This window comes from Nocardioides sp. AX2bis (assembly GCF_902506435.1).
GTDB lineage: Bacteria > Actinomycetota > Actinomycetes > Propionibacteriales > Nocardioidaceae > Nocardioides.
Genome location: NZ_LR733215.1, coordinates 2,763,179 through 2,783,257, shown reverse-complemented (window position 1 = coordinate 2,783,257; position 20,079 = coordinate 2,763,179). Strand labels below are relative to the sequence as shown.

Annotated in this window: 15 protein-coding genes; 13 read left to right on the top strand and 2 right to left on the bottom strand. The window is 74.4% G+C overall.

What is annotated here, in order from left to right; translation table 11 throughout:
• Nucleotides 1-19 precede the first annotated feature (19 nt).
• The 9 genes from GV155_RS13265 to rodA all read left to right on the top strand — a co-directional run bounded on the left by GV155_RS13265 (nucleotide 20) and on the right by rodA (nucleotide 8,978).
• Complete coding sequence (locus GV155_RS13265) at nucleotides 20-1,408, top strand: bifunctional folylpolyglutamate synthase/dihydrofolate synthase (protein WP_160008645.1); 1,389 nt, start codon at nucleotides 20-22, stop codon at nucleotides 1,406-1,408.
• A complete protein-coding gene (locus GV155_RS13260; RefSeq protein WP_236554313.1) occupies nucleotides 1,405-1,827 on the top strand; it encodes a DUF4233 domain-containing protein in 423 nt (140 codons plus the stop codon). The genes GV155_RS13265 and GV155_RS13260 overlap by 4 nt, the downstream gene beginning before the upstream one ends.
• Nucleotides 1,828-1,909: 82 nt before the next feature.
• A complete protein-coding gene (locus GV155_RS13255; RefSeq protein WP_160008643.1) occupies nucleotides 1,910-2,608 on the top strand; it encodes a pyridoxamine 5'-phosphate oxidase family protein in 699 nt (232 codons plus the stop codon).
• 10 nt (nucleotides 2,609-2,618) lie between these two features.
• Nucleotides 2,619-3,026, top strand: a complete 408-nt coding sequence (gene ndk, locus GV155_RS13250; RefSeq protein ID WP_160008641.1) for a nucleoside-diphosphate kinase — start codon at nucleotides 2,619-2,621, stop codon at nucleotides 3,024-3,026.
• 142 nt (nucleotides 3,027-3,168) lie between these two features.
• Nucleotides 3,169-4,197, top strand: coding sequence for a rod shape-determining protein (locus GV155_RS13245; RefSeq protein WP_160008639.1), 1,029 nt, complete (start codon nucleotides 3,169-3,171; stop codon nucleotides 4,195-4,197).
• A complete protein-coding gene (gene mreC, locus GV155_RS13240; RefSeq protein WP_160008637.1) occupies nucleotides 4,197-5,174 on the top strand; it encodes a rod shape-determining protein MreC in 978 nt (325 codons plus the stop codon). Before GV155_RS13245 ends, mreC begins: the two co-directional genes overlap by 1 nt.
• The gene (gene mreD / locus GV155_RS13235) at nucleotides 5,171-5,692 is read left to right on the top strand and encodes a rod shape-determining protein MreD (RefSeq protein ID WP_160008635.1); all 522 of its coding nucleotides are present in this window, start codon (nucleotides 5,171-5,173) and stop codon (nucleotides 5,690-5,692) included. Before mreC ends, mreD begins: the two co-directional genes overlap by 4 nt.
• Nucleotides 5,689-7,806, top strand: a complete 2,118-nt coding sequence (gene mrdA / locus GV155_RS13230) for a penicillin-binding protein 2 (protein ID WP_160008633.1) — start codon at nucleotides 5,689-5,691, stop codon at nucleotides 7,804-7,806. Before mreD ends, mrdA begins: the two co-directional genes overlap by 4 nt.
• Nucleotides 7,803-8,978: a rod shape-determining protein RodA gene (gene rodA, locus GV155_RS13225; RefSeq protein ID WP_160008631.1), complete on the top strand. Its 1,176-nt coding sequence runs from the start codon at nucleotides 7,803-7,805 to the stop codon at nucleotides 8,976-8,978. The genes mrdA and rodA overlap by 4 nt, the downstream gene beginning before the upstream one ends.
• Before the next feature lie 2 nt (nucleotides 8,979-8,980).
• Here the strand turns inward: rodA and GV155_RS13220 are convergent, their stop codons facing one another.
• Nucleotides 8,981-10,201 (bottom strand): alpha/beta fold hydrolase, encoded by a 1,221-nt coding sequence (locus GV155_RS13220; protein ID WP_160008629.1) that lies wholly within the window; start codon nucleotides 10,199-10,201, stop codon nucleotides 8,981-8,983.
• 31 nt (nucleotides 10,202-10,232) lie between these two features.
• Nucleotides 10,233-12,176: an adenylyl cyclase gene (locus GV155_RS13215; RefSeq protein WP_160008627.1), complete on the bottom strand. Its 1,944-nt coding sequence runs from the start codon at nucleotides 12,174-12,176 to the stop codon at nucleotides 10,233-10,235.
• A 156-nt stretch (nucleotides 12,177-12,332) separates the two neighbouring features.
• Between GV155_RS13215 and GV155_RS13210 the strand changes: the two genes are divergently transcribed.
• The 4 genes from GV155_RS13210 (at nucleotide 12,333) to GV155_RS13195 (ending at nucleotide 19,989) form a co-directional block, all read left to right on the top strand.
• Complete coding sequence (locus tag GV155_RS13210) at nucleotides 12,333-14,291, top strand: TIGR03960 family B12-binding radical SAM protein (RefSeq protein ID WP_160008625.1); 1,959 nt, start codon at nucleotides 12,333-12,335, stop codon at nucleotides 14,289-14,291.
• 8 nt (nucleotides 14,292-14,299) lie between these two features.
• Nucleotides 14,300-15,451: a winged helix DNA-binding domain-containing protein gene (locus tag GV155_RS13205; protein WP_160008623.1), complete on the top strand. Its 1,152-nt coding sequence runs from the start codon at nucleotides 14,300-14,302 to the stop codon at nucleotides 15,449-15,451.
• Nucleotides 15,448-16,203 carry a TIGR03936 family radical SAM-associated protein gene (locus GV155_RS13200; RefSeq protein WP_236554312.1) on the top strand — a complete coding sequence of 252 codons (756 nt, stop codon included), beginning with the start codon at nucleotides 15,448-15,450 and terminating at the stop codon, nucleotides 16,201-16,203. The genes GV155_RS13205 and GV155_RS13200 overlap by 4 nt, the downstream gene beginning before the upstream one ends.
• Before the next feature lie 351 nt (nucleotides 16,204-16,554).
• The gene (locus tag GV155_RS13195; RefSeq protein ID WP_160008621.1) at nucleotides 16,555-19,989 is read left to right on the top strand and encodes an Rne/Rng family ribonuclease; all 3,435 of its coding nucleotides are present in this window, start codon (nucleotides 16,555-16,557) and stop codon (nucleotides 19,987-19,989) included.
• The last annotated feature ends 90 nt before the right edge of the window (nucleotides 19,990-20,079 follow it).

The following is a 20,079-nucleotide window of genomic DNA, read 5'->3' as shown; positions in this document are numbered from 1 at the left end:
CGGCCTAGACTGGGCGGTGATGACAGACGTGCCCGACCTCGACGCCCCCCGCCTCGCCCAGACCCTGGCCGAGGTGGAGGACGCCCTGCTCTCCCGGTGGCCCGAGACCCGGCTCGAGCCCTCGCTCGACCGGATCCGTGCGTTCACCGAGCTGCTGGGCGAGCCCCAGCGCGCCTACCCGGTGATCCACCTGACCGGCACCAACGGCAAGACCTCGACGGCCCGGATGGTCGACGCCCTCCTGCGCCAGCTCGACCTGCGGACCGGGCGCTTCACCAGCCCGCACGTCGAGAACATCACCGAGCGGATCAGCATCGACGGCGAGCCCCTGGACGCCGACGGCTTCGTGCGCGCCTTCAACGACGTCGCCCCCTTCACCCACCTCGTCGACGCCGCCGAGCCGCACCCGCTGTCGTTCTTCGAGACCGTCGTCGCGATGGCCTTCGCCGCCTTCGCCGACGCCCCCGTCGACGTCGCCGTCATCGAGGTCGGGATGGGCGGCTCGTGGGACGCCACGAACGTCGCCGACGGCACGGTGGCGGTGCTGCTGCCGATCGCCGTCGACCACGCCCGCTACCTCGGCGACTCCGCCGCCGCGATCGCCCAGGAGAAGGCCGGCATCATCAAGCCCGGCGCCACCGTGGTCGTGGCCGACCAGGAGCCCGACGTGGTCGCGGTCCTGCTCGCTCGCGCGGTCGAGGTCGGCGCCACCGTGGCCCGCGAGGGCCTGGAGTTCGGCGTGGTCTCGACCCTGCCGGCGGTCGGCGGACAGATGGTCTCGCTGCAGGGCCTGCGCGCCCGCTACGACGAGATCTTCCTGCCGCTGCACGGCGCGCACCAGGCCCAGAACGCCGCGGTCGCCCTGGCCGCGGTCGAGGCGTTCGCCGGGGACCAGCCCCTCGACGGCGACCTGGTCGCCGCCGCCTTCGCCGAGGTGACCTCGCCGGGCCGGCTCGAGGTCGTGCGCCGCAGCCCCACGATCGTGCTCGACGCGGCCCACAACCCGCACGGGGCCCGGGCGCTGTCCCAGGCGATCGACGACTCCTTCACCTTCGCCCCCCTGATCGGGGTGGTCGGGCTGATGGACGACAAGGACGCCGAGGGGCTGCTCGCCGAGCTCGAGCCGCACCTCGCCCACGTGATCTGCACCCAGAACTCCACCTCCCGTGCCCTGTCGGCCGACGCCCTGGCCGAGGTGGCCCGCACGGTCTTCGACGAGGACAAGGTGACCGTGGCACCCCGCCTGGCCGACGCCCTCGACCAGGCCGCGGCGCTGGCCGAGGCCGGGGAGGCCTTCGGGGACCCGCTCGGGTCCGGGGCGGTGCTGGTCACCGGCTCGGTCGTCACGGTGGGCGAGGCCCGCACGCTGCTGCTGCCCCCCGGCGCCCGGGGAGGACGCGAGCGATGAGCACCGCCGAGGAGCCCGTGCCCCCGACCGCCCCCGCGACGCGGCCCCAGCGCTCGCCCAAGCGCGGCATGGCCGCGGCCGTGCTGTCGCTCGAGGCGGTCACGCTCGGGCTCACCACGCCGGTGCTGATCGTCATCGCCGAGGTGCCGACCGGCCCGGCGCTCGCCGTCGGGCTCGGGCTGGCCCTCGTCTGCGTGCTGCTGGCCGGGATGCTGCGGCGCCCCTGGGCCTACGGCCTCGGCTGGGCGGTCCAGGTCGTCGCGATCGCGCTCGGCCTGGTCATCCCCGCGATGTTCCTGCTCGGCCCGGTCTTCGCCGCGCTCTGGGCGGGCGCGGTGCTGCTCGGCGACAAGATCGAGCGCGAGCGCGCCGAGGCGTACGACGCCTTCGACCGGGCCCGGGCCGCCGGCGAGGCCTGAGCCCCGCTGCCGCTGCGCTGCCGTACGTCCGTGTGGCAGATCGGGCCGGTGAGCCACACGAACGTGTGGCAGCGTCGGTGGCATGAGCACCCCGCTGTCCCCGACCGACCGCACGACCGTCCGCCGTGGCCACGCCCGCGCCGCCACGGACCGGGAGGTGCTGCACGCGCTGCTCGACGACGCGCTGGTGGCGCACCTGGGCGTGGTGGTCGACACCGACGGGGCGCCGTACCCCGTGGTGCTGCCGGTGGCCTTCGCCGTCGACCTCGACGGGCCCGACGACGGCGGCACGCTCTACGTCCACGGGTCCGTGGCCGCGCGCTGGCTCGGCCGCTCCGAGGGGACGACGGTGTGCGTCACGCTCACCGAGGTCGACGGCCTGGTCGCGGCGCGGTCGGCGTTCCACCACTCGATGAACTACCGGTCCGCGGTCGTGATCGGCGCGGCCCGGGTCGTGGGCGAGGCGGGGGAGAAACAGCACGCCCTGGACCTCACCGTGGACCACATGGTGCCCGGGCGGGCGGCCACGCTGCGCCCCAGCACCCGCAAGGAGCTCGCGGCGACCGCGGTGCTGGCCGTGCCGCTGGCCGAGGCGTCGGTCAAGGTCCGCGCCGAGGGCCCGGTCGACGACCCCGAGGACGTCGCCGCCGGCACCTGGGGAGGGGTGGTCCCGCTGCGGCGGGTGGCCGGGGTGCCCGAGCACGGCGCCGACTCCCACGACCGGGTGCCCGAGGACGTACGACGGCGGGCGGTCGCCCTGGGTGCGCCGGCCGACCACTAGGCTCCGCCCCATGACCCAGCGCACCCTGGTCCTGCTCAAGCCCGACACCGTCCGCCGCGGGCTCGTGGGCGAGGTGCTGGGGCGGTTCGAGGCCAAGGGCCTGAGCCTGGTGGCCCTCGAGCTGCGCACCATCGACGGCGCGCAGGCCGACCGCCACTACGCCGAGCACGTCGAGCGCGACTTCTACCCGCCGCTGCGCGACTTCGTCACCAGCGGCCCGCTGGTGGCGCTGGTGCTCGAGGGCGACGAGGCGATCGAGGTGGTCCGCGCGATCAACGGCGCCACCGACGGCCGCAAGGCCGCCCCGGGCACCGTCCGCGGCGACCACTCGCTGTCGAACCGCGAGAACCTCGTGCACGGCTCGGACTCGCCGGAGTCCGCCGAGCGCGAGATCGCGATCTGGTTCCCGGGCCTGTAGGACCTCCCGCCACGCGCGGCGCGGCGAGCCTGCGCCGATCGGCGGCCGGGCGAACCTAGGGTCGCACCCGGGTGCGTCGGGACCGTGCGCGCGGCGCGCTCACTTCCCCGGTCGCGCGGACCCCGCTGCGAGGCAATCCCGGATGGCTTCTTCACTGATCGGCCGCGACATGGCGGTCGACCTCGGCACGGCCAACACCCTCGTCTACGTGCGCCGCAAGGGCGTCGTCCTCGACGAGCCCAGCGTGGTGGCCATGAACGACACGACCGGCGAGGTGCTCGCGGTCGGCCACGAGGCCAAGCGGATGATCGGGCGCACGCCCGACAACATCACCGCGATCCGGCCGCTGAAGGACGGCGTCATCGCCGACTTCGAGGCCACCGAGCAGATGCTGCGCTTCTTCATCCACCAGGTGCACCGCCGCCGCTACTTCGCCAAGCCGCGGATGGTCATCTGCGTGCCCAGCGGGATCACCGCGGTCGAGCAGCGCGCGGTGAAGGAGGCCGGCTACCAGGCCGGCGCCCGCCGGGTCTACATCGTCGAGGAGCCGATGGCCGCCGCCATCGGCGCCGGCCTGCCCGTGCACCGTGCCACCGGCAACATGGTGGTCGACGTCGGCGGCGGGACCACCGAGGTCGCGGTCATCAGCCTCGGCGGCATCGTCACCTCGCTGTCGATCCGGACCGCCGGGGACGACCTCGACCAGGCGATCGTGGCCTGGATGAAGAAGGAGTACTCCCTGATGCTGGGGGAGCGCACCGCCGAGGAGGTCAAGATGACCCTCGGCTCCGCCTTCCCGATGTCCAGCGAGCCCGAGGCCGAGATCCGCGGGCGCGACATGGTCACCGGCCTGCCCCGCACCGTGACCGTCTCCAGCGCCGAGATCCGCCAGGCCCTCGAGGAGCCGCTCCACGACATCGTCGACGCGGTGCGCGCCACCCTCGACCAGACCCCGCCCGAGCTGGCCGGCGACATCATGGACCGCGGCATCGTGCTCACCGGCGGCGGCGCCCTGCTGCGCGGCCTCGACGAGCGGCTGCGCCACGAGACCGGGATGCCGGTCCACGTCGCGGAGGACCCGCTGACGTCGGTCGCCCTCGGTGCGGGCCGCTGCGTCGAGGAGTTCGAGGCGCTCGCGCAGGTGCTCGTGTCGGACTCGAGGCGTCGCTGATGGCCCGCACCTCCCCGTTCGCGCGTCGTGGCTCCGGCCGCACCCGCGGGCTCGGCCGTGCCAGGGGCGACCGGCGCTGGGGCGAGCAGCCGCTCGGCTCCGGCCAGCGCCCGCCGACCTCCCTGGTGGTGGCGCTGGTGATGGCCTGCGCCAGCCTGATGGTGCTCGACACCCAGGCCGGCGACTCCTCGCCGGTCGAGCCGGTGCGGCGCGCGGTCGGCGAGGTGGTCGGCCCGGCCGAGTCCGCCGTGGCCGCCGCGGTCCGCCCCGCGGCCGTGGTGCCGCAGTGGTTCCGCTCCCACTCCGCGCTGCGCGCCGACGTCGACGCCCTGGAGGCCGAGAACGCCGAGCTGCTCTCCCAGGTCCGCACCGCCGGCTACGACCGCAACCGCCTCGCCGAGCTGGAGGGCCTGACCTCGTCGGCTCGCGACCTGGGCCAGGCCCTGGTGCCGGCCCGCGTGGTCGGCTTCGGCCCCTCGCAGTCCTTCACCGGCACCGTGACCATCGACGCCGGTTCCTCCTCGGGCCTCGGGCCCGACATGACCGTGGTCAACGACGACGGCCTCGTCGGTCGGGTGCTGCGGGTCACGAGCACGACCGCCACCGTGCTGCTGGTCGTCGACTCCGGCTCGACCGTGGGCGCCCGTGTCGGCGAGAGCATGGAGATGGGCTTCCTGCGCGGTCGCGGCGAGGCCGGCGAGGGCGGTGACCTCGACCTCGAGCTGGTCGACGCCGCCGAGACCCCGGCCAAGGACGACACGGTCGTCACCTGGGGCAGCCGCGACGGGTCGCCGTACGCCGCCGGCATCCCGATCGGCCGCGTGACCGCGGTCTACGAGAGCCTGCGCGAGTCCACCAAGCGGGTCGTCGTCGAGCCCTTCGTCGACGTCGGGTCCTTGGACGTCGTCGGGGTCGTGGTCCCGTCCGGGACCGAGTCCGACCGCGGCCTCGTCGAGGCCGACGGGAGCCTGCGGTGAGCGCCGTGCGCGTGCTCGCCGCGGCCGCGGCGGTGCTGCTCGCCGCCCTGCTGCAGGTCTCCGTGCTGTCCCAGGTCGCCTGGCACGGCGTCGTGCCCAACCTGGTCCTGCTCGTCGTCGTGGCGGCGGGCCTGGTGCGGGGCGCGTCGTTCGCGATGGTCCTCGGCCTGGCCGCCGGCCTCCTGCTCGACCTGGCCCCGCCGGCCGACCACGTGGCCGGGCGGTGGGCGCTGGCCCTGGTCCTGGTCGGTCTCGTGGCCGGCCAGGTCAACCGCGAGGCGCGGGGCAGCGCCGGCGCGGTGGTCGCCACCGTCGCCGTCTGCTCCCTGCTCGGCACCACCGTCTTCGCGCTGACCGGCGCGCTGCTCGGCGACCCGATCACCTCGGTGGGCTCCGTGCTCGGCGTGGTCGGGCTGGCGCTGCTGCTCGACGTGGTGCTCACGCCGCTGGTCCTCCCGCCGCTGATGGCGATGTTCCGCCGGCTCGAGCCGGCGCGGGGGCTGGCGTGGCAGCGGTGAGCCCGGCCCACCGGAGCCGGTTGCGGCTCGTGGTGGTCCAGGCCCTGGTCTTCTCGTTGTTCGCCACGCTCTTCGTGCGCCTCTACTACCTCCAGGTCGTCTCGGGCGACGAGTACACCGCGCGCGCCGCGGCCCAGTCGGTGCGCGAGATCGTCGTGCAGCCCGAGCGGGGCCTGATCGTCGACGACCAGGGCCGGCCCCTGGTGGCCAACCGCACCTCCTGGACGGTCGCGGTCGACCGCACCGTGCTCGACAAGCTCTCGGGCAGGCAGGACGACCAGCTGCTCGACCGGCTCTCGACCGAGCTCGACGCCGACCCGGCCCGTCTCGAGGACCGCCTGGTCACCTGCGGCGAGGCCGGCAGCATCGCGGACCGGTGCTGGAACGGCTCGCCGTACCAGCCGGTGCCGGTCGCCGAGGACGTCGACCGCGAGGTCGCGCTGCGGCTGCTGGAGCAGAACGAGGACTTCCCGGCCGTCGTGGTCGACCAGCAGAGCGTGCGGTCCTACCCCGAGCCGTACGGCGTGAACGCCGCCCACCTGCTGGGCTACCTCAGCCCGGTGACCTCCGACGAGCTCGACGAGGCCGAGGCCTCCGGCGACCGCTCGGTCAACGGCGCCTCGGTGGTCGGCCGGGCCGGCGTCGAGCAGGAGTACGACCGGTGGCTGCGCGGCATGCCCGGCTACCGCAGCGTGGCCGTGGACTCCATGGGCCGCGTCCTGGGCGACGACGAGTCCCTGGCCTCCCAGCCCGGCGACACGCTGGTCACCTCCCTGGACGCCAAGGTGCAGGGGGTCGTCGAGCGCCAGCTCAACGAGGCCATCACGACCGCCCGGTCGACCTTCGACGAGGTCACCGGACGCAACTACGTCGCCGACTCCGGCGCCGCGGTCGTGCTCGAGGCCGACACCGGCCGCGTCGTGGCGATGGCCAGCCAGCCCACCTACGACCCCGGCACCTGGGTCGGCGGGATCAGCGACGACGAGCTGGCCCGGCTCTACTCCGAGGACGCCGGCACCCCGCTGCTCGGGCGCGCCACCCAGGGGCAGTTCGCCCCGGGCTCCACCTGGAAGCCGTTCATGACGGCCGGGGCGCTCACGCACGGCTACAGCCAGGACACCCGGCTGGACTGCTCGTCTGGCTTCGCGGTCGGCAACCGGGTGTTCAAGAACTACGAGTCCGGCGCCTACGGCTCGATCGGCTTCGACAAGGCGCTCGAGGTCTCCTGCAACACCTTCTTCTACCGGATCGGCTACGACTACTGGTCCCGGCTCGGCTCCGACGTCGACGACGTCGACGCCCCGGACCCCCTGGTCGAGGAGGCCAAGGAGTTCGGCTTCGGCTCCGAGACCGGCATCGACCTGCCCGGCGAGGCCTCCGGCCGGATCGCGGACCGGAAGTGGAAGCTGGCCTACTACGAGCAGATGAAGGACTACTACTGCGGGATCGCCGACGCCCCGCAGGACGCCGAGACCAGCGACTTCGTCTACACCTTCGCCGGGGAGTTCTGCGTGGAGGGCTACGCCTACCGCGCCGGCGACGCCGTGAACTTCGCGATCGGCCAGGGCGACACGATCGTCACGCCGCTCCAGCTGGCCCGGGCGTACGGCGCGCTGGCCAACGGCGGCACGCTCTACGAGCCCCGGGTGGCCAAGGCCGTGGTGGCCGAGGACGGCACCGTGCTGCGCCGCTTCGCCCCCGAGGTCGCCGGCACGGTCGACGTCCCCCAGGACACGCTGGACTACATCGACGGTGCGCTGAAGAACGTCACCAGCGTCGGCACGATGGCCTGGCGGATGGGTGGCTTCCCGCTCGCCGAGGTCCCGATCCGGTCCAAGACCGGCTCCGCGGAGGTTTACGGCAAGCAGTCGACCTCGTGGGTCGCCTCCTACTCCAAGGACTACGTCGTGGTCATGATGGTCAGCCAGGGCGGCACCGGCTCGGGCACCTCCGGCCCCTACATCCGCAAGATCTGGGAGTCGCTGTACGGCATCGAGGGCAGCGAGGTGCAGCCCGACGAGGCCGCCATCCCGGGGACCACCCCGCCCGAGCAGCTGCCCACCTTCGCCCGCGACGGGTCGATCCTGCCGCCGGCCCGCGAGGAGACCCGATGAGCTCCGTCCCCCCCGCCCGCGGCCTGCGGGTCCCCGGGCTCGACTGGCTGCTGCTCGGCAGCGTGCTCGCGCTGTCGGTGCTCGGCTGCCTGCTCGTCTGGTCGGCCACCAGCGGGTCGGACGCCACCGCCGGCGACGGCTACGTCACCCGGCAGGTGGTGAACCTGGGCGTCGGCCTGGTCCTGCTCACCGTCGTGCTCGTCGTCGACCACCGCTGGGTACGCATCCTCGCCCCGCTGGTCTACGTCGCCTCCGTGGTCGGCCTGGTCCTCGTGCTGGTGATGGGCACGACCATCAACGGCTCGCGCTCCTGGCTGATGCTCGGCGGCCTGTCCGTGCAGCCCTCGGAGTTCGCCAAGCTCGCGGTGGTGATCGGGATGGCGCTGGTCGTCGCCGAGCGCACCGAGGGCCGCTGGCGCGCGCAGGTCGGGCTCAGGGACGTCGCGCTGATGCTGGCCGTGGCCGGCGTCCCGGCCGTGCTGATCCTGGCCCAGCCCGACCTCGGCACGATGCTCGTGCTGACCGCGACCGTCTTCGGGGTGCTCGCGGTCTCCGGTGCCCCGCGGCGCTGGCTGGCCCTGCTGGCCGGCGGTGGCGTGACCGCGGCGGCGGCCGGGGTGGCGCTCGGGCTGCTGGCCGACTACCAGGTCGACCGGTTCCTGGCCTTCACCAACCCCGACCTCGACCCGCAGGGCGCCGGCTACAACGTCGAGCAGGCCCGGATCGCGGTCGGCAACGGCGGGCTCTTCGGCCAGGGCCTCTTCGACGGCTCGCAGACCCGGGCCGGCTTCGTGCCCGAGCAGCACACCGACTTCGTCTTCACCGTCGCCGGTGAGGAGCTCGGCCTGTTCGGCGCCGGCCTGGTGATCCTGCTGCTCGCGGTCGTGCTGTGGCGGGCCCTGGTGATCGCGGCCAACGCCGACGACCTCTTCGGCCGGATCGCTGCGGCCGGGATCGCCTGCTGGTTCGGCTTCCAGGCCTTCCAGAACATCGGGATGTGCCTGGGCATCATGCCGGTCACCGGCGTCCCGCTGCCGTTCGTCTCCTACGGCGGCAGCTCGCTGTTCGCCGGCATGCTCGCCGTCGGCCTGCTGCAGAACATCCACCTGCGCTCGGCCTCGGGCCGGCAGGCGCGGCTGCGCCCGCCCTCGCGGGTCCTCGTCCGCGCCTGACCTCAGGCACGGCCCCGGGCGAGGTCGATCAGCCGGTCCAGCACGCGCGGGTCGCGCAGCCCGTTGTGCAGGTACTCGTTGGTCAGCCAGGTCCGCCCCCGCGGGAGCAGGGCCGCGGTCTCCTCCGAGAAGCCGCGCACCACGAACGGGTCGTCGGCGTAGACCGCCGCCGCCACGGGGACCTCGGCCGCCCGCAGGGCGTCGGCGTCGTAGAGGCGCGGCCAGGGGTGGTCGGCGAGCAGGTCGGCGACCTCCTTCCACGGCGCCAGCGTCGCGTCGTCGGTGAAGTGCCAGGGGAACAGGTGCTCCCCGGTCAGCAGCAGCGCGTCCGGCGCGGTCGCCTCCACCGGCGCGGTGCGGTCCGCGGCCCACGACGTGGGGTGGCCGTCGGCGTAGCTCGACTCGTGGACCAGGGCGTAGAGCGGGTTGCGGGCCTGGAACGGGAACGCCGCGGCGAGGTCGTGGCGGAAGGCGGGGGAGCGGTGGTCCCGCTCGAGGAGGTGGTGGACCTTCTCGGCGCCGCCGTCCATCCCCAGTGCGTTGCCGACCGTGCGCAGCAGGCGCCGGCTGACCGGGTGGCCGGCCGGTGTCAGCACCTCGCCGGCGTCGCACCGGTCGAGCAGGCGTGCGAGGCGGTCGCGGTCGCCGGGGAACTGCCGGTGGTAGCGCGCGTCGAGATCCTGCTGCACCGCCCAGGTCGCGGCGTACACCTCCGCCGGAGCCCGCCCGACCGGGCTGAGGCCTCCGGTCACGAACGCCTCGGCCAGGCTGTCGGCCGCGGTGGAGAGGTAGTGCAGGACGCAGAAGCCGCCGAAGGACTGCCCCAGCACGCTCCACCGTGCGGCACCGAGGTGCTCGCGCAGGCACTCGGCGTCCCGCACGATGCTGTCGGCCCGCAGGTGCGTCAGCCGGGCGGCGTCGGCGGCGGGGTCCGGACCGGGGCCGCCGTACGGCGTGGAGAGGCCGGTGCCTCGCTGGTCGAGCATGACCACCCGGTAGTCGGCCAGCGCCCGGGGCAGCCAGCCCGGCGTCGCCGGGTCGTGCACCGCGCGCGGCGCCTCCTGGCCCGGCCCGCCCTGGAGGAACAGCAGGTACGGCCGGTCGCCGCCGTCGGGGGCGGCGACCTCACGGGCGAAGACCTCGATCGACTCCCCGCCGGGGTCGTCGTGGTCGAGGGGGACGGTGATCCGGTGGTCGTGGGTGACGAGGCCGCGCTGGTCCATGGGGACCAGGCAACCACGTCACCCACGCCGGTCAGGGGAACTCGGGCACGTAGCTCGGCTGCCCGGAGCGGGTCGCGTCGACCTGGTCCCCGGTGTCGTTGACGACGTGGCGGATGGTGCCGGCGTCCAGGTTCACCGTCAGCAGGTGGTGCATCCGCACCCCGGGGGTCACCGGCACCTCGAAGCCGCGCGCCGAGACAATGTCGGGGTTGTTGCGGTTGAAGACGTAGGACCCGCCTCCCCAGAGCTCGTGGCGGCGGACGTCGTCGTCCACCTTGTAGCCGGCCCAGCCCAGGGTCCCGTCGGGGCGGGTCCAGTCCGCCTGCGTCGGCGGGTCGTAGGGCAGCTCGTTCTGGTAGAGCACGACCCGGCCGCGCTCGCCGCGCCAGACGGTGTTGAACCGCTGGTAGTGCTCGACGAAGAGCCCGGTCGCGGTGACGCGGTCACCGGTCACCACGACCCCGGTGCGACCGGTGTTGGTGTTCCACCGGTCGGTGTCGCCGCGCACGCCCGCGGTGAAGTCCTCCACGCCGTGGTCGGCACGCCACACCCACGTGTGGTCGACCAGCACGTGGTCGGCGTCGATGCGCATCGAGACGTCGGCCTTGCCGACGTGGGGCCCGCCGACGCGGAAGTAGACGTCGCTGAGGGTCAGCGGGTCGGCCGCCGAGGACTGGTTCGGTCCGCCGGAGCCGGCACGGCCCGCGCCCTGCCTGCCCACGGCGAGCAGCGTCGGCGAGAGCTCCTCGCCGGCGTCGATGGTCACGCCCGCCACGACGGTGCCGGCGCGGTCGCGCACCCGCATCGGCACGGCCCCGTCGACGGCGGTCAGCGTGGCGTGACCCATCCCGAGCACGACGGTGCCGGGACGCGTGACGCGGATGGTCTGGTCGACGTCGTAGAGGCCGGGTGTCAGCAGCAGGTGCTGGCCCCGGGCGAGCGCACGGTTGATGCGCTGCACGGGCTCACCGGGCCGGGCGACGTGGAAGCGGGAGAGCGGGATGGTGCGACCGGGCGCGGTGGTCTCCCCGGTCCAGCTGGCCCCGCGGGTGCCTCGGGCGGCCTCCGGCACGCGCACGGCGTACCCGCCGCGCGGCGGCGCGACGAGGTAGGGCTTCTCGCGGCTGACCGGGGTCTCGTCCAGGGTCGTGTACGGCGGGTCCGGGAAGGTCGCGTCGTCCGGGGCGCCGACGACGCCGGAGAAGACCTGGTTCCACACGCCGTTGGACCAGGAGCCGATCTCGGAGTTGCGCGTCAGGTACTGCTGCTGCGAGCCGTTGACGACCTCGCCCGCGACCCGCGAGTCGGCCAGGAACCCGCCGCTGGCGAACTGGGGACCGGCGGTGCAGTAGTCCATCAGCGACAGGGTGCCGCCGACCACGTCGACGCGGCGCAGCGAGGCCGCCTGCGAGGCCGCCCAGAAGTTCGCCGTCTGCCGGCAGCCGTCCTGGCCGGTGCCGTTGACGTCGATGGTCAGGTTGGACAGGGTCCGCCAGAAATTGTCCAGGGCGATGCAGCTGGTGCCGCCGTCGTCGGTGGGGCGGCACCGGTTGTAGACCTCGACCTTGCCGTTGATCACGACGTCGGACGGCGAGGCCCCCAGGCCGGCGACCTCGGTGTAGTAGCCGACCTGGATCTGCAGCGGCTCCTCGTCGGTGCCGTAGGTGCCGGGCAGGAACAGCATGCTCCAGCGGTTGGTGCCCATCTCGTCGTCGACCTGCTGGGCCGTGATGCGGTCGGCGGCGGCCTGGATGTCGGCGGTCGGCATGCTCGGGTCGAAGACCAGCACCCGGGGCCCCAGGCCCGCGCGCTCGGCGGGGGTCCCGCCCGGGGCGGCGACGGACGCGGTCGCCGGGGCGGCTCCGGCCGCCGGGCCGGTGCTCACCAGGCCGGCCAGGGCCGTGGCCGCCGCGGCGAGGGCGGCCACCACCGGGGCGGCGCGGCGGCGCGAGGGATGCGTGGGCGGGCGGGTCATGCGGACCTCCGAGAGTGACGGCGGCGGGGTGCGCCGGGGGAGCCCTACCGTAGTCCCAGGTGACGGGCGTCACGCCACGAGGCCTTGGTCCCGGCAGCGGGGCCCGCGCGGCGCCGGAGTTCGTCCGGCGCCCCGCCCCGCCGTACCCTGTCCGGCATGACTGCGTCGCTCTTCCCCCGACTCGAGCCCCGCCTGTCGTCGGTCTCCAAGCCGATCCAGTACGTCGGCGGCGAGCTGAACTCGACGGTCAAGGACTGGGACTGCGCCCCGGAGGGCGAGGAGACCGTCCGCTGGTCGCTGATGTACCCCGACGCCTACGAGGTCGGCCTGCCCAACCAGGGCGTGCAGATCCTCTACGAGGTGCTCAACGAGCGCGACTGGATCCTCGCCGAGCGCACCTACGCGGTGTGGCCCGACATGGAGGCCGTCATGCGCGAGGAGCAGATCCCGCAGTTCACCGTCGACGGCCACCGCGCGGTGCGCGACTTCGACGTCCTCGGGATCAGCTTCGCCACCGAGCTGGGCTACACCAACATGCTCAACGCCCTCGACCTGGCCGGGATCGCCCTGCACGCGGTCGACCGCGGCGAGGACGAGCCGATCGTGCTCGGCGGCGGGCACGCCGCCTTCAACCCCGAGCCGGTCGCCGACTTCATCGACGCCGCCGTCCTCGGCGACGGCGAGCAGGCCGTGCTGCTGATCTCCGACGTGATCCGGGAGTGGAAGGGCGAGGGCCGCCCGGGCGGCCGCGAGGAGCTGCTGCGTCGCCTGGCGATGCTCGGCAGCGTCTACGTCCCGCGCTTCTACGACGTCACCTACGGCGAGGACGGTGCCATCGAGGCGGTCGTGCCGAACCGGCCGGGCATCCCGTACCGCGTCACCAAGCACACCCTGATGGACCTCGACGCCTGGCCCTACCCGGCCAAGCCGCTGGTCCCGCTGGCCGAGACCGTGCACGAGCGGTTCTCGGTCGAGATCTTCCGCGGCTGCACCCGCGGCTGCCGCTTCTGCCAGGCCGGGATGATCACGCGCCCGGTGCGCGAGCGCTCCATCAGCACCATCGGGGCGATGGTCGAGAACGGCATCCGGGCCTCCGGCTTCGAGGAGGTCGGCCTGCTCTCGCTGAGCTCGGCCGACCACACCGAGATCGGCGAGATGGCCACCGACCTCGCCGACCGCTACGAGGGCACCAACGTCTCGCTGTCGCTGCCGAGCACCCGCGTCGACGCCTTCAACATCACGCTCGCCAACGAGTTCTCCCGCAACGGCCGACGCTCGGGGCTGACCTTCGCCCCCGAGGGCGGCTCGGAGCGGATGCGCAAGGTCATCAACAAGATGGTCTCGGTCGACGACCTGATCGACACCGTCGCGACGGCCTACTCCCACGGCTGGCGCCAGGTGAAGCTCTACTTCATGTGCGGGCTGCCCACCGAGACCGACGAGGACGTCCTCGAGATCGCCGAGCTCGCCAAGCGCGTGATCGCCACCGGGCGCGAGGTCTCGGGACGCAACGACATCCGCTGCACCGTGTCGATCGGCGGGTTCGTGCCCAAGCCGCACACCCCGTTCCAGTGGGCCCAGCAGCTCGACCACGAGACGACCGACGAGCGGCTGCGCAAGCTGCGCGAGGACGTCCGCGCCGACAAGAAGTACGCCCGGGCGATCGGGTTCCGCTACCACGACGGCCGCCCCGGCATCGTCGAGGGACTGCTGTCCCGCGGCGACCGCCGCGTGGGCAAGGTGATCGAGGAGTCCTGGCGCGCCGGCGGCAGGTTCGACGGCTGGAGCGAGCACTTCTCCTACGACCGGTGGGCCGCCGCCGCCGAGGTCGGCCTGGCCGGCACCGGCGTCGACCTCGACTGGTACACCACCCGCGGCCGCGAGCAGGACGAGGTCCTGCCCTGGGACCACCTCGACTCGGGCCTGGACAAGGACTGGCTCTGGTCGGACTGGGAGGACGCCCTGGCCGCCGGCGAGGACCCCGACGGCCCGGCCGGCGAGGTCGAGGACTGCCGCTGGACGCCCTGCTACGACTGCGGGGTGTGCCCCGAGATGGGCACCGACATCCAGATCGGGCCGACCGGGCAGCGGCTGCTGCCGCTCGCGGTGGTCTGACCCGGGCGGTGCGCACCGTCCCCGACCGCGAGCGTCGGCACCGCCTCGGCCGGCGGCACGCCGTCGCCCCCGAGCGCCGGGTCGGCTCGGTCGAGCAGGCCGTCCGCGCCGTGGCGGTCCTGCACGCCACCGAGCCCGCGACCGTCCACCTGTCGGTGGTCGCCCGCGCCGACCTCGGTCGCGACGACGTCGAGCGGGCGCTCCACGACGAGCGGAGCGTGGTCAAGCAGCTGGCGATGCGGCGCACCCTGTTCGTCTTCCCCCGCGACGTCCTCCCCGCGGCCTGGGGCAGCGCGTCGGCCCGGGTCGCCGCCGCCGAGGGGGCGCGGCTGGCCAAGGAGGTCGTCGCGAGCGGGGTCGCCGCCGACGGCGGGGCCTGGCTCGACGACGCCCGCGTCCGGGTGCTGGAGCACCTGCGCGCCCACCCGCAGGGACTGACCGCCGCGGAGGTCCGCCCGGTCCTGCCCGGACCCGACGGCCTGCACTCCCGGGTGCTGACCCACCTCGGCCTCACCGCCGACGTCGTCCGCGGCACCAACACCAGCCACTGGCGGGTCTCCCGGCCCCGGTGGACGGCCGTCGAGCACTGGCTCGACGACGTCCCGGCGGCCGCGGCCCCCGAGGACGGGTGGGCCGAGCTGGTCCGGCGCTGGCTGGACCGGTTCGGCCCCGGCACCACCACGGACCTGGTCTGGTGGCTGGGCGCGACCCAGGGGATCGTCCGCACCGCGCTCGCCGCGCTGGGTGCCGTCGAGGTCCGCCTCGAGGACGGCCGCCCCGCCTGGGTGCTGGCCGAGGACGAGGACCCCGAGCCCGAGGTCGCCCCGTGGGCGGCGCTGCTGCCGGTGCTCGACCCGACCGTGATGGGCTGGAAGGAGCGCTCCTTCTACCTCGGCGACCTCGGTCCGCAGCTCTTCGACCGCAACGGCAACGCCGGCACCACGGCCTGGTGGGACGGCCGCGTGGTCGGCACCTGGGTGCAGGACCCCGACGGCGTCGTCGTCCCGAGGCTGCTGACCGACGTACCGGCGCCCGGACGACGCGCCCTGGCGGTCGAGGCCGCGCGACTGACGACCTGGTTGTCGGGGGAGCGGGTCGGGACGGTCTACCCTTCACCGGCGATGAAGGCAGCACGAGACGACCTCGGGACCCGCGCGTGAGCCGCGCCCAGCCCGAGCAGCAGGCACCCCCGGTCCAACGGCTCCGCGTCCGGTACGCCAAGCGCGGCCGGATGAGGTTCACCAGCCACCGCGACTTCAGCCGCGCCTTCGAGCGCGCGCTCGTGCGGGCCCGGGTCCCGATGGCCTACTCCTCGGGCTTCAACCCGCACCCGCGCATCTCGTACGCCGGTGCGTCCCCGACGGGGTCGGCCAGCGAGGCGGAGTACCTCGAGATCGGGCTCGCGCAGGTGCTCGACCCGGCCGACGTCGCCCGCACCCTCGCCGGCTCCCTGCCGCCCGGCCTCGACGTGGTGGAGGTCGCCGACGTCGCCACCGCGCGGACGGGCGGCCTGACCGAGCTGCTCCAGGCCAGTCGCTGGAGGGTCGAGACCGACCTGCCGGTCACCACGGCACGCGCCGGGGTGACGGACTTCCTCGCCCTGGAGTCGGTGCCGGTCGAGCGGATGACCAAGAAGGGCCTGCGCACCTTCGACTGCCGTACGGCGGTGCTCCACCTGGAGGTCGAGGACGCCGAGGTCGACGCCGCGGGGAGGCCGGGCAGCACGCTGGACCTGCTGCTGCGGCACACGGTGCCGTCGGTGCGACCCGACGACGTGCTGACCGGGATCCGGTCCTGCTCCTCGCTGCCCCTGCCGGACCGGGTGCTCCTGACCCGGCTGGCCCAGGGACCCCTGACCCCGGCCGAGGACGGGCTCGAGGACCCCCTGAGCGCGGCCCCGGCCCCGGGCTGAGCCTGGCCCCGACCGGGCGCGTGATGCCCGGCCGGCCCGGCCTCTGTGCGATACTCCCCACAGGACGGGCCGTAGCGGGAGACCGCGAGGGCCCGGCCCGACGACGTTCTCGCCGGCCCCGCAGGGGGCGGCACGGTGGGTGCAGGTCGTCGCCAGACCGCGACGCGGACCGGGTGATCGGTGAGAGCGACCACTCACGGGCCAGCGACCGCGGCAGGCGATGGCGGGCGCCCAGCGACGCACAGCGGAGGGTGTCGCCGCCCCGGAAGACTTGACGCCACGGCCCCCGCACCGCGGGAACCGGGCACGACCCGCCCAGGAACGCGCGAGCGCCCGGGCCAGGAGCACCACATGGCTGACGACCAGACCCCCACCACGTCCTCGGACGACACGGGCGAGGCCCCTCCGGCCCCCGCGGTGAAGAAGACCACCCGCAAGCGCACGACCCGCAAGGTCGCCGCCACCTCGGTCGACACGCCGGTCGACACGCCGGTGGAGGCCCCGGCGGACACCCCCGCGGAAACCCCGGCGGAGGGCGAGGCTGACGCGGCCGGGACGCCCGCCCCGGCGAAGAAGACCGCGGCCCGCAAGACCGCGGCGAAGAAGACCACGGCCAAGAAGGCCGCGGTCAAGAAGACCACCCGGACCCGGAAGAGCGCCGCGGCGCCCGTCGCGGACGCGGCGGACGAGCTGCCGCTGGAGCCCGCCGTCGAGCCTGTGGTGGAGCCCGTGGTGGAGGTGGCCGCTGCCGCCGACTCGGCCCTGCCCACCGACACCGCCGAGCAGGCCCCCGCCGAGCAGGCCCCCGCCGAGCCCGCGCCGGCCGCCAGCGCGGTCCCGCTGTTCCAGGCCCCCGTCGTGACGAAGACGACCCGCAAGCGCACGACCCGCAAGGTCGCCGCCGCCCCGGTCGCCCCGGCCGAGGACGCCGCAGTCGAGGAGGCCCCGGTCGCCGAGGCCCCCGTCGAGGTGCCCGCCGAGGTCGTCGAGGAGGCCGTCGAGGCCGAGGTCGAGGCCGTGCTGCCCGTCGAGGAGGCCGAGCAGGCCGGTGTCGACGCCGAGGACGACGAGGCCGAGGACGACACCGACGACGCCGAGGGCGAGAGCGGCGCCGGCAACGGCCGTCGCCGTCGTCGGCGCGGCGGACGCCGCCGCCGCAAGGGCGGTTCCGGCGGCTCCGGCGACGGGGACGAGGCCGGCGAGCAGGCCGAGCGGTCCGGCGCGGCAGCGGAGGACGAGACCACCGCCACGAGCGGCGACGGCGAAACGGACGCCGCCGGCAGCGACGAGCAGGACGACGACCAGGACGGCCAGGACGGCCAGGACGGCCGGCAGCGCCAGGGGCGCCGACGCAGCCGCGGCGGCCGTGGCAGCCAGGGCGGCCGGGGCGGCCAGGGCGGTCAGGGCGGTCGGCAGGACCAGGAGCAGACCGGTGACGACACCGCCGGCGACCCCGCCGGCGAGTCCACGGACCCCGAGGACGCCGACGCGACCGAGGGCACCGACCGCGGTGACGGCGAGGGCGGCCGCAGCGGCTCCTCGCGCCGCCGGCGCCGCCGCCGTCGCGAGGGCGACGGTGGGGACGACAAGGGCGACGACGCGAACACCGTCACCCGGGTGCGCAAGCCGCGCTCGGCCGAGGACGAGATCACCGCGGTCAGCGGCTCGACCCGCCTCGAGGCCAAGAAGCAGCGCCGACGCGAGGGCCGCGAGGCCGGGCGTCGCCGCGCGCCGATCGTGAGCGAGGCCGAGTTCCTGGCCCGCCGCGAGTCGGTGGACCGCACCATGGTCATCCGCCAGCGCAGCGACCTCACCCAGATCGGGGTGCTCGAGGACAAGGTGCTCGTCGAGCACTACGTGGCCCGCGAGTCGCAGACCTCGATGATCGGCAACGTCTACCTCGGCCGCGTCCAGAACGTGCTGCCGTCGATGGAGGCCGCCTTCGTCGACATCGGCAAGGGCCGCAACGCCGTGCTCTACGCCGGTGAGGTCAACTGGCAGGCGCTGGGCCACAAGGAGGGCACGGCCCGCAAGATCGAGTCGGTGCTGTCCTCGGGGCAGACCATCCTGGTGCAGGTCACCAAGGACCCGGTCGGCCACAAGGGTGCCCGCCTCACCAGCCAGGTCAGCCTGGCCGGCCGGTTCCTGGTCTACGTGCCCGACGGCACCACCAACGGCATCTCGCGCAAGCTGGCCGACACCGAGCGCAACCGGCTGAAGGCGCTGCTCAAGCAGATCGTCCCGGAGAGCGCCGGCGTCATCGTCCGGACCGCCGCGGAGGGTGCGAGCGAGGACGAGCTGACCCGCGACGTCGAGCGCCTCAAGGCCCGCTGGGAGGACATCGAGGCCAAGGTCGCCAAGGGCAACTCCCCGCAGGTGCTCTACGGCGAGCCCGACCTGATGCTGAAGGTCGTGCGTGACCTCTTCACCGAGGACTTCGCCCGTCTCGTCGTCCAGGGCGAGGAGGCCTGGCAGACGGTCTCGGAGTACGTCGGCCACATCGCCCCCGACCTCGCCGAGCGCCTCGAGCGCCACGAGTCCGAGACCGACGTGTTCACGACCTACCGGATCGACGAGCAGATCGCCAAGGGCGTCGACCGCAAGGTGTGGCTGCCCTCCGGCGGCTCCCTGGTCATCGACCGCACCGAGGCGATGACCGTCGTCGACGTCAACACCGGCAAGTTCACCGGCTCCGGCGGCAACCTGGAGGAGACGGTCACCAAGAACAACCTCGAGGCCGCCGAGGAGATCGTCCGGCAGCTCCGCCTGCGCGACATCGGCGGCATCATCGTCGTCGACTTCATCGACATGGTCCTGGAGTCCAACCGAGACCTGGTGCTGCGCCGGCTCGTGGAGTGCCTGGGCCGCGACCGCACCCGCCACCAGGTCGCCGAGGTCACCTCGCTCGGCCTGGTGCAGATGACGCGCAAGAAGATCGGCACCGGTCTGCTCGAGGCGTTCAGCCACAGCTGTGAGCACTGCCAGGGCCGCGGCCTGGTCATCCACGGCGAGCCGGTCGAGCCCCCGCGCCAGGACGACGACGGCCGACGTCCCAAGCGTGGCCGTGGTGACAGCGGCGGCAGCGGCGGCGGCAACAGCGGTGGCGGCAACGGCGGTGGGAACGGCGGCTCGAACGGTGGCGGCCGCAACCGCGGCGGTGGCCGTGACGGTGGTCGTGACGGCGAGCAGAACGGTCGCGCGCCCTCGCCGGCCGACGTGGCCGCGATGGCCCGCGCCGCCGAGAAGGCCGCGGCCGACGACGCCCCGGCCGAGCAGCAGCCCTCCGCCTCCGACCCGGCCATGGCGCCGGGGGAGGTGACACCCCAGGACAGCCCCGTGACCGAGGCTGCCCCGGAGCCCGTCGCCGAGCCCGTCGCCGAGCCCGTCGCCGAGCCCGCCGCCGAGCCCGCTGCCGAGCCCGCTGCCGAGCCCGTCGTGGAGCCGGTGGTCGAGACCGAGCCCGAGCCGGCACGGGTGGTGACGCGGTCGCGTCGGCGTAGCGCCAGCCGGCCCGCCGGTGGACCCGAGCAGGGCGCCGAGCCCGTGGTGATCACCGCCCCCGCAGCCCCCGAGCAGCCCGAGCAGCCGGTGCAGCCCGCGCCGACCGCCGACGAGCCGGCCCCGGCCGGCCCGCGGGTGGTCACCCGTACCCGCGGCTCGCGACGACGCGGCGGCACCGTCCCCTCGCTCGACGAGGCCGCGGCGAGCGGTGGGATCGGGGGCACCCCGCCGGACTCCGGGCGGGTCGAGCCCGGGACGGCCGAGGCCGAGCCCGGCCGTTCCTGACGGGGCGCCCGGGGTCGCCCGAGGGCGACGTTTTGCGCTGGGCGCCGCGGGGTCCGTACTATGGACCCTCGGCGCACCAGGTGTGCGCCA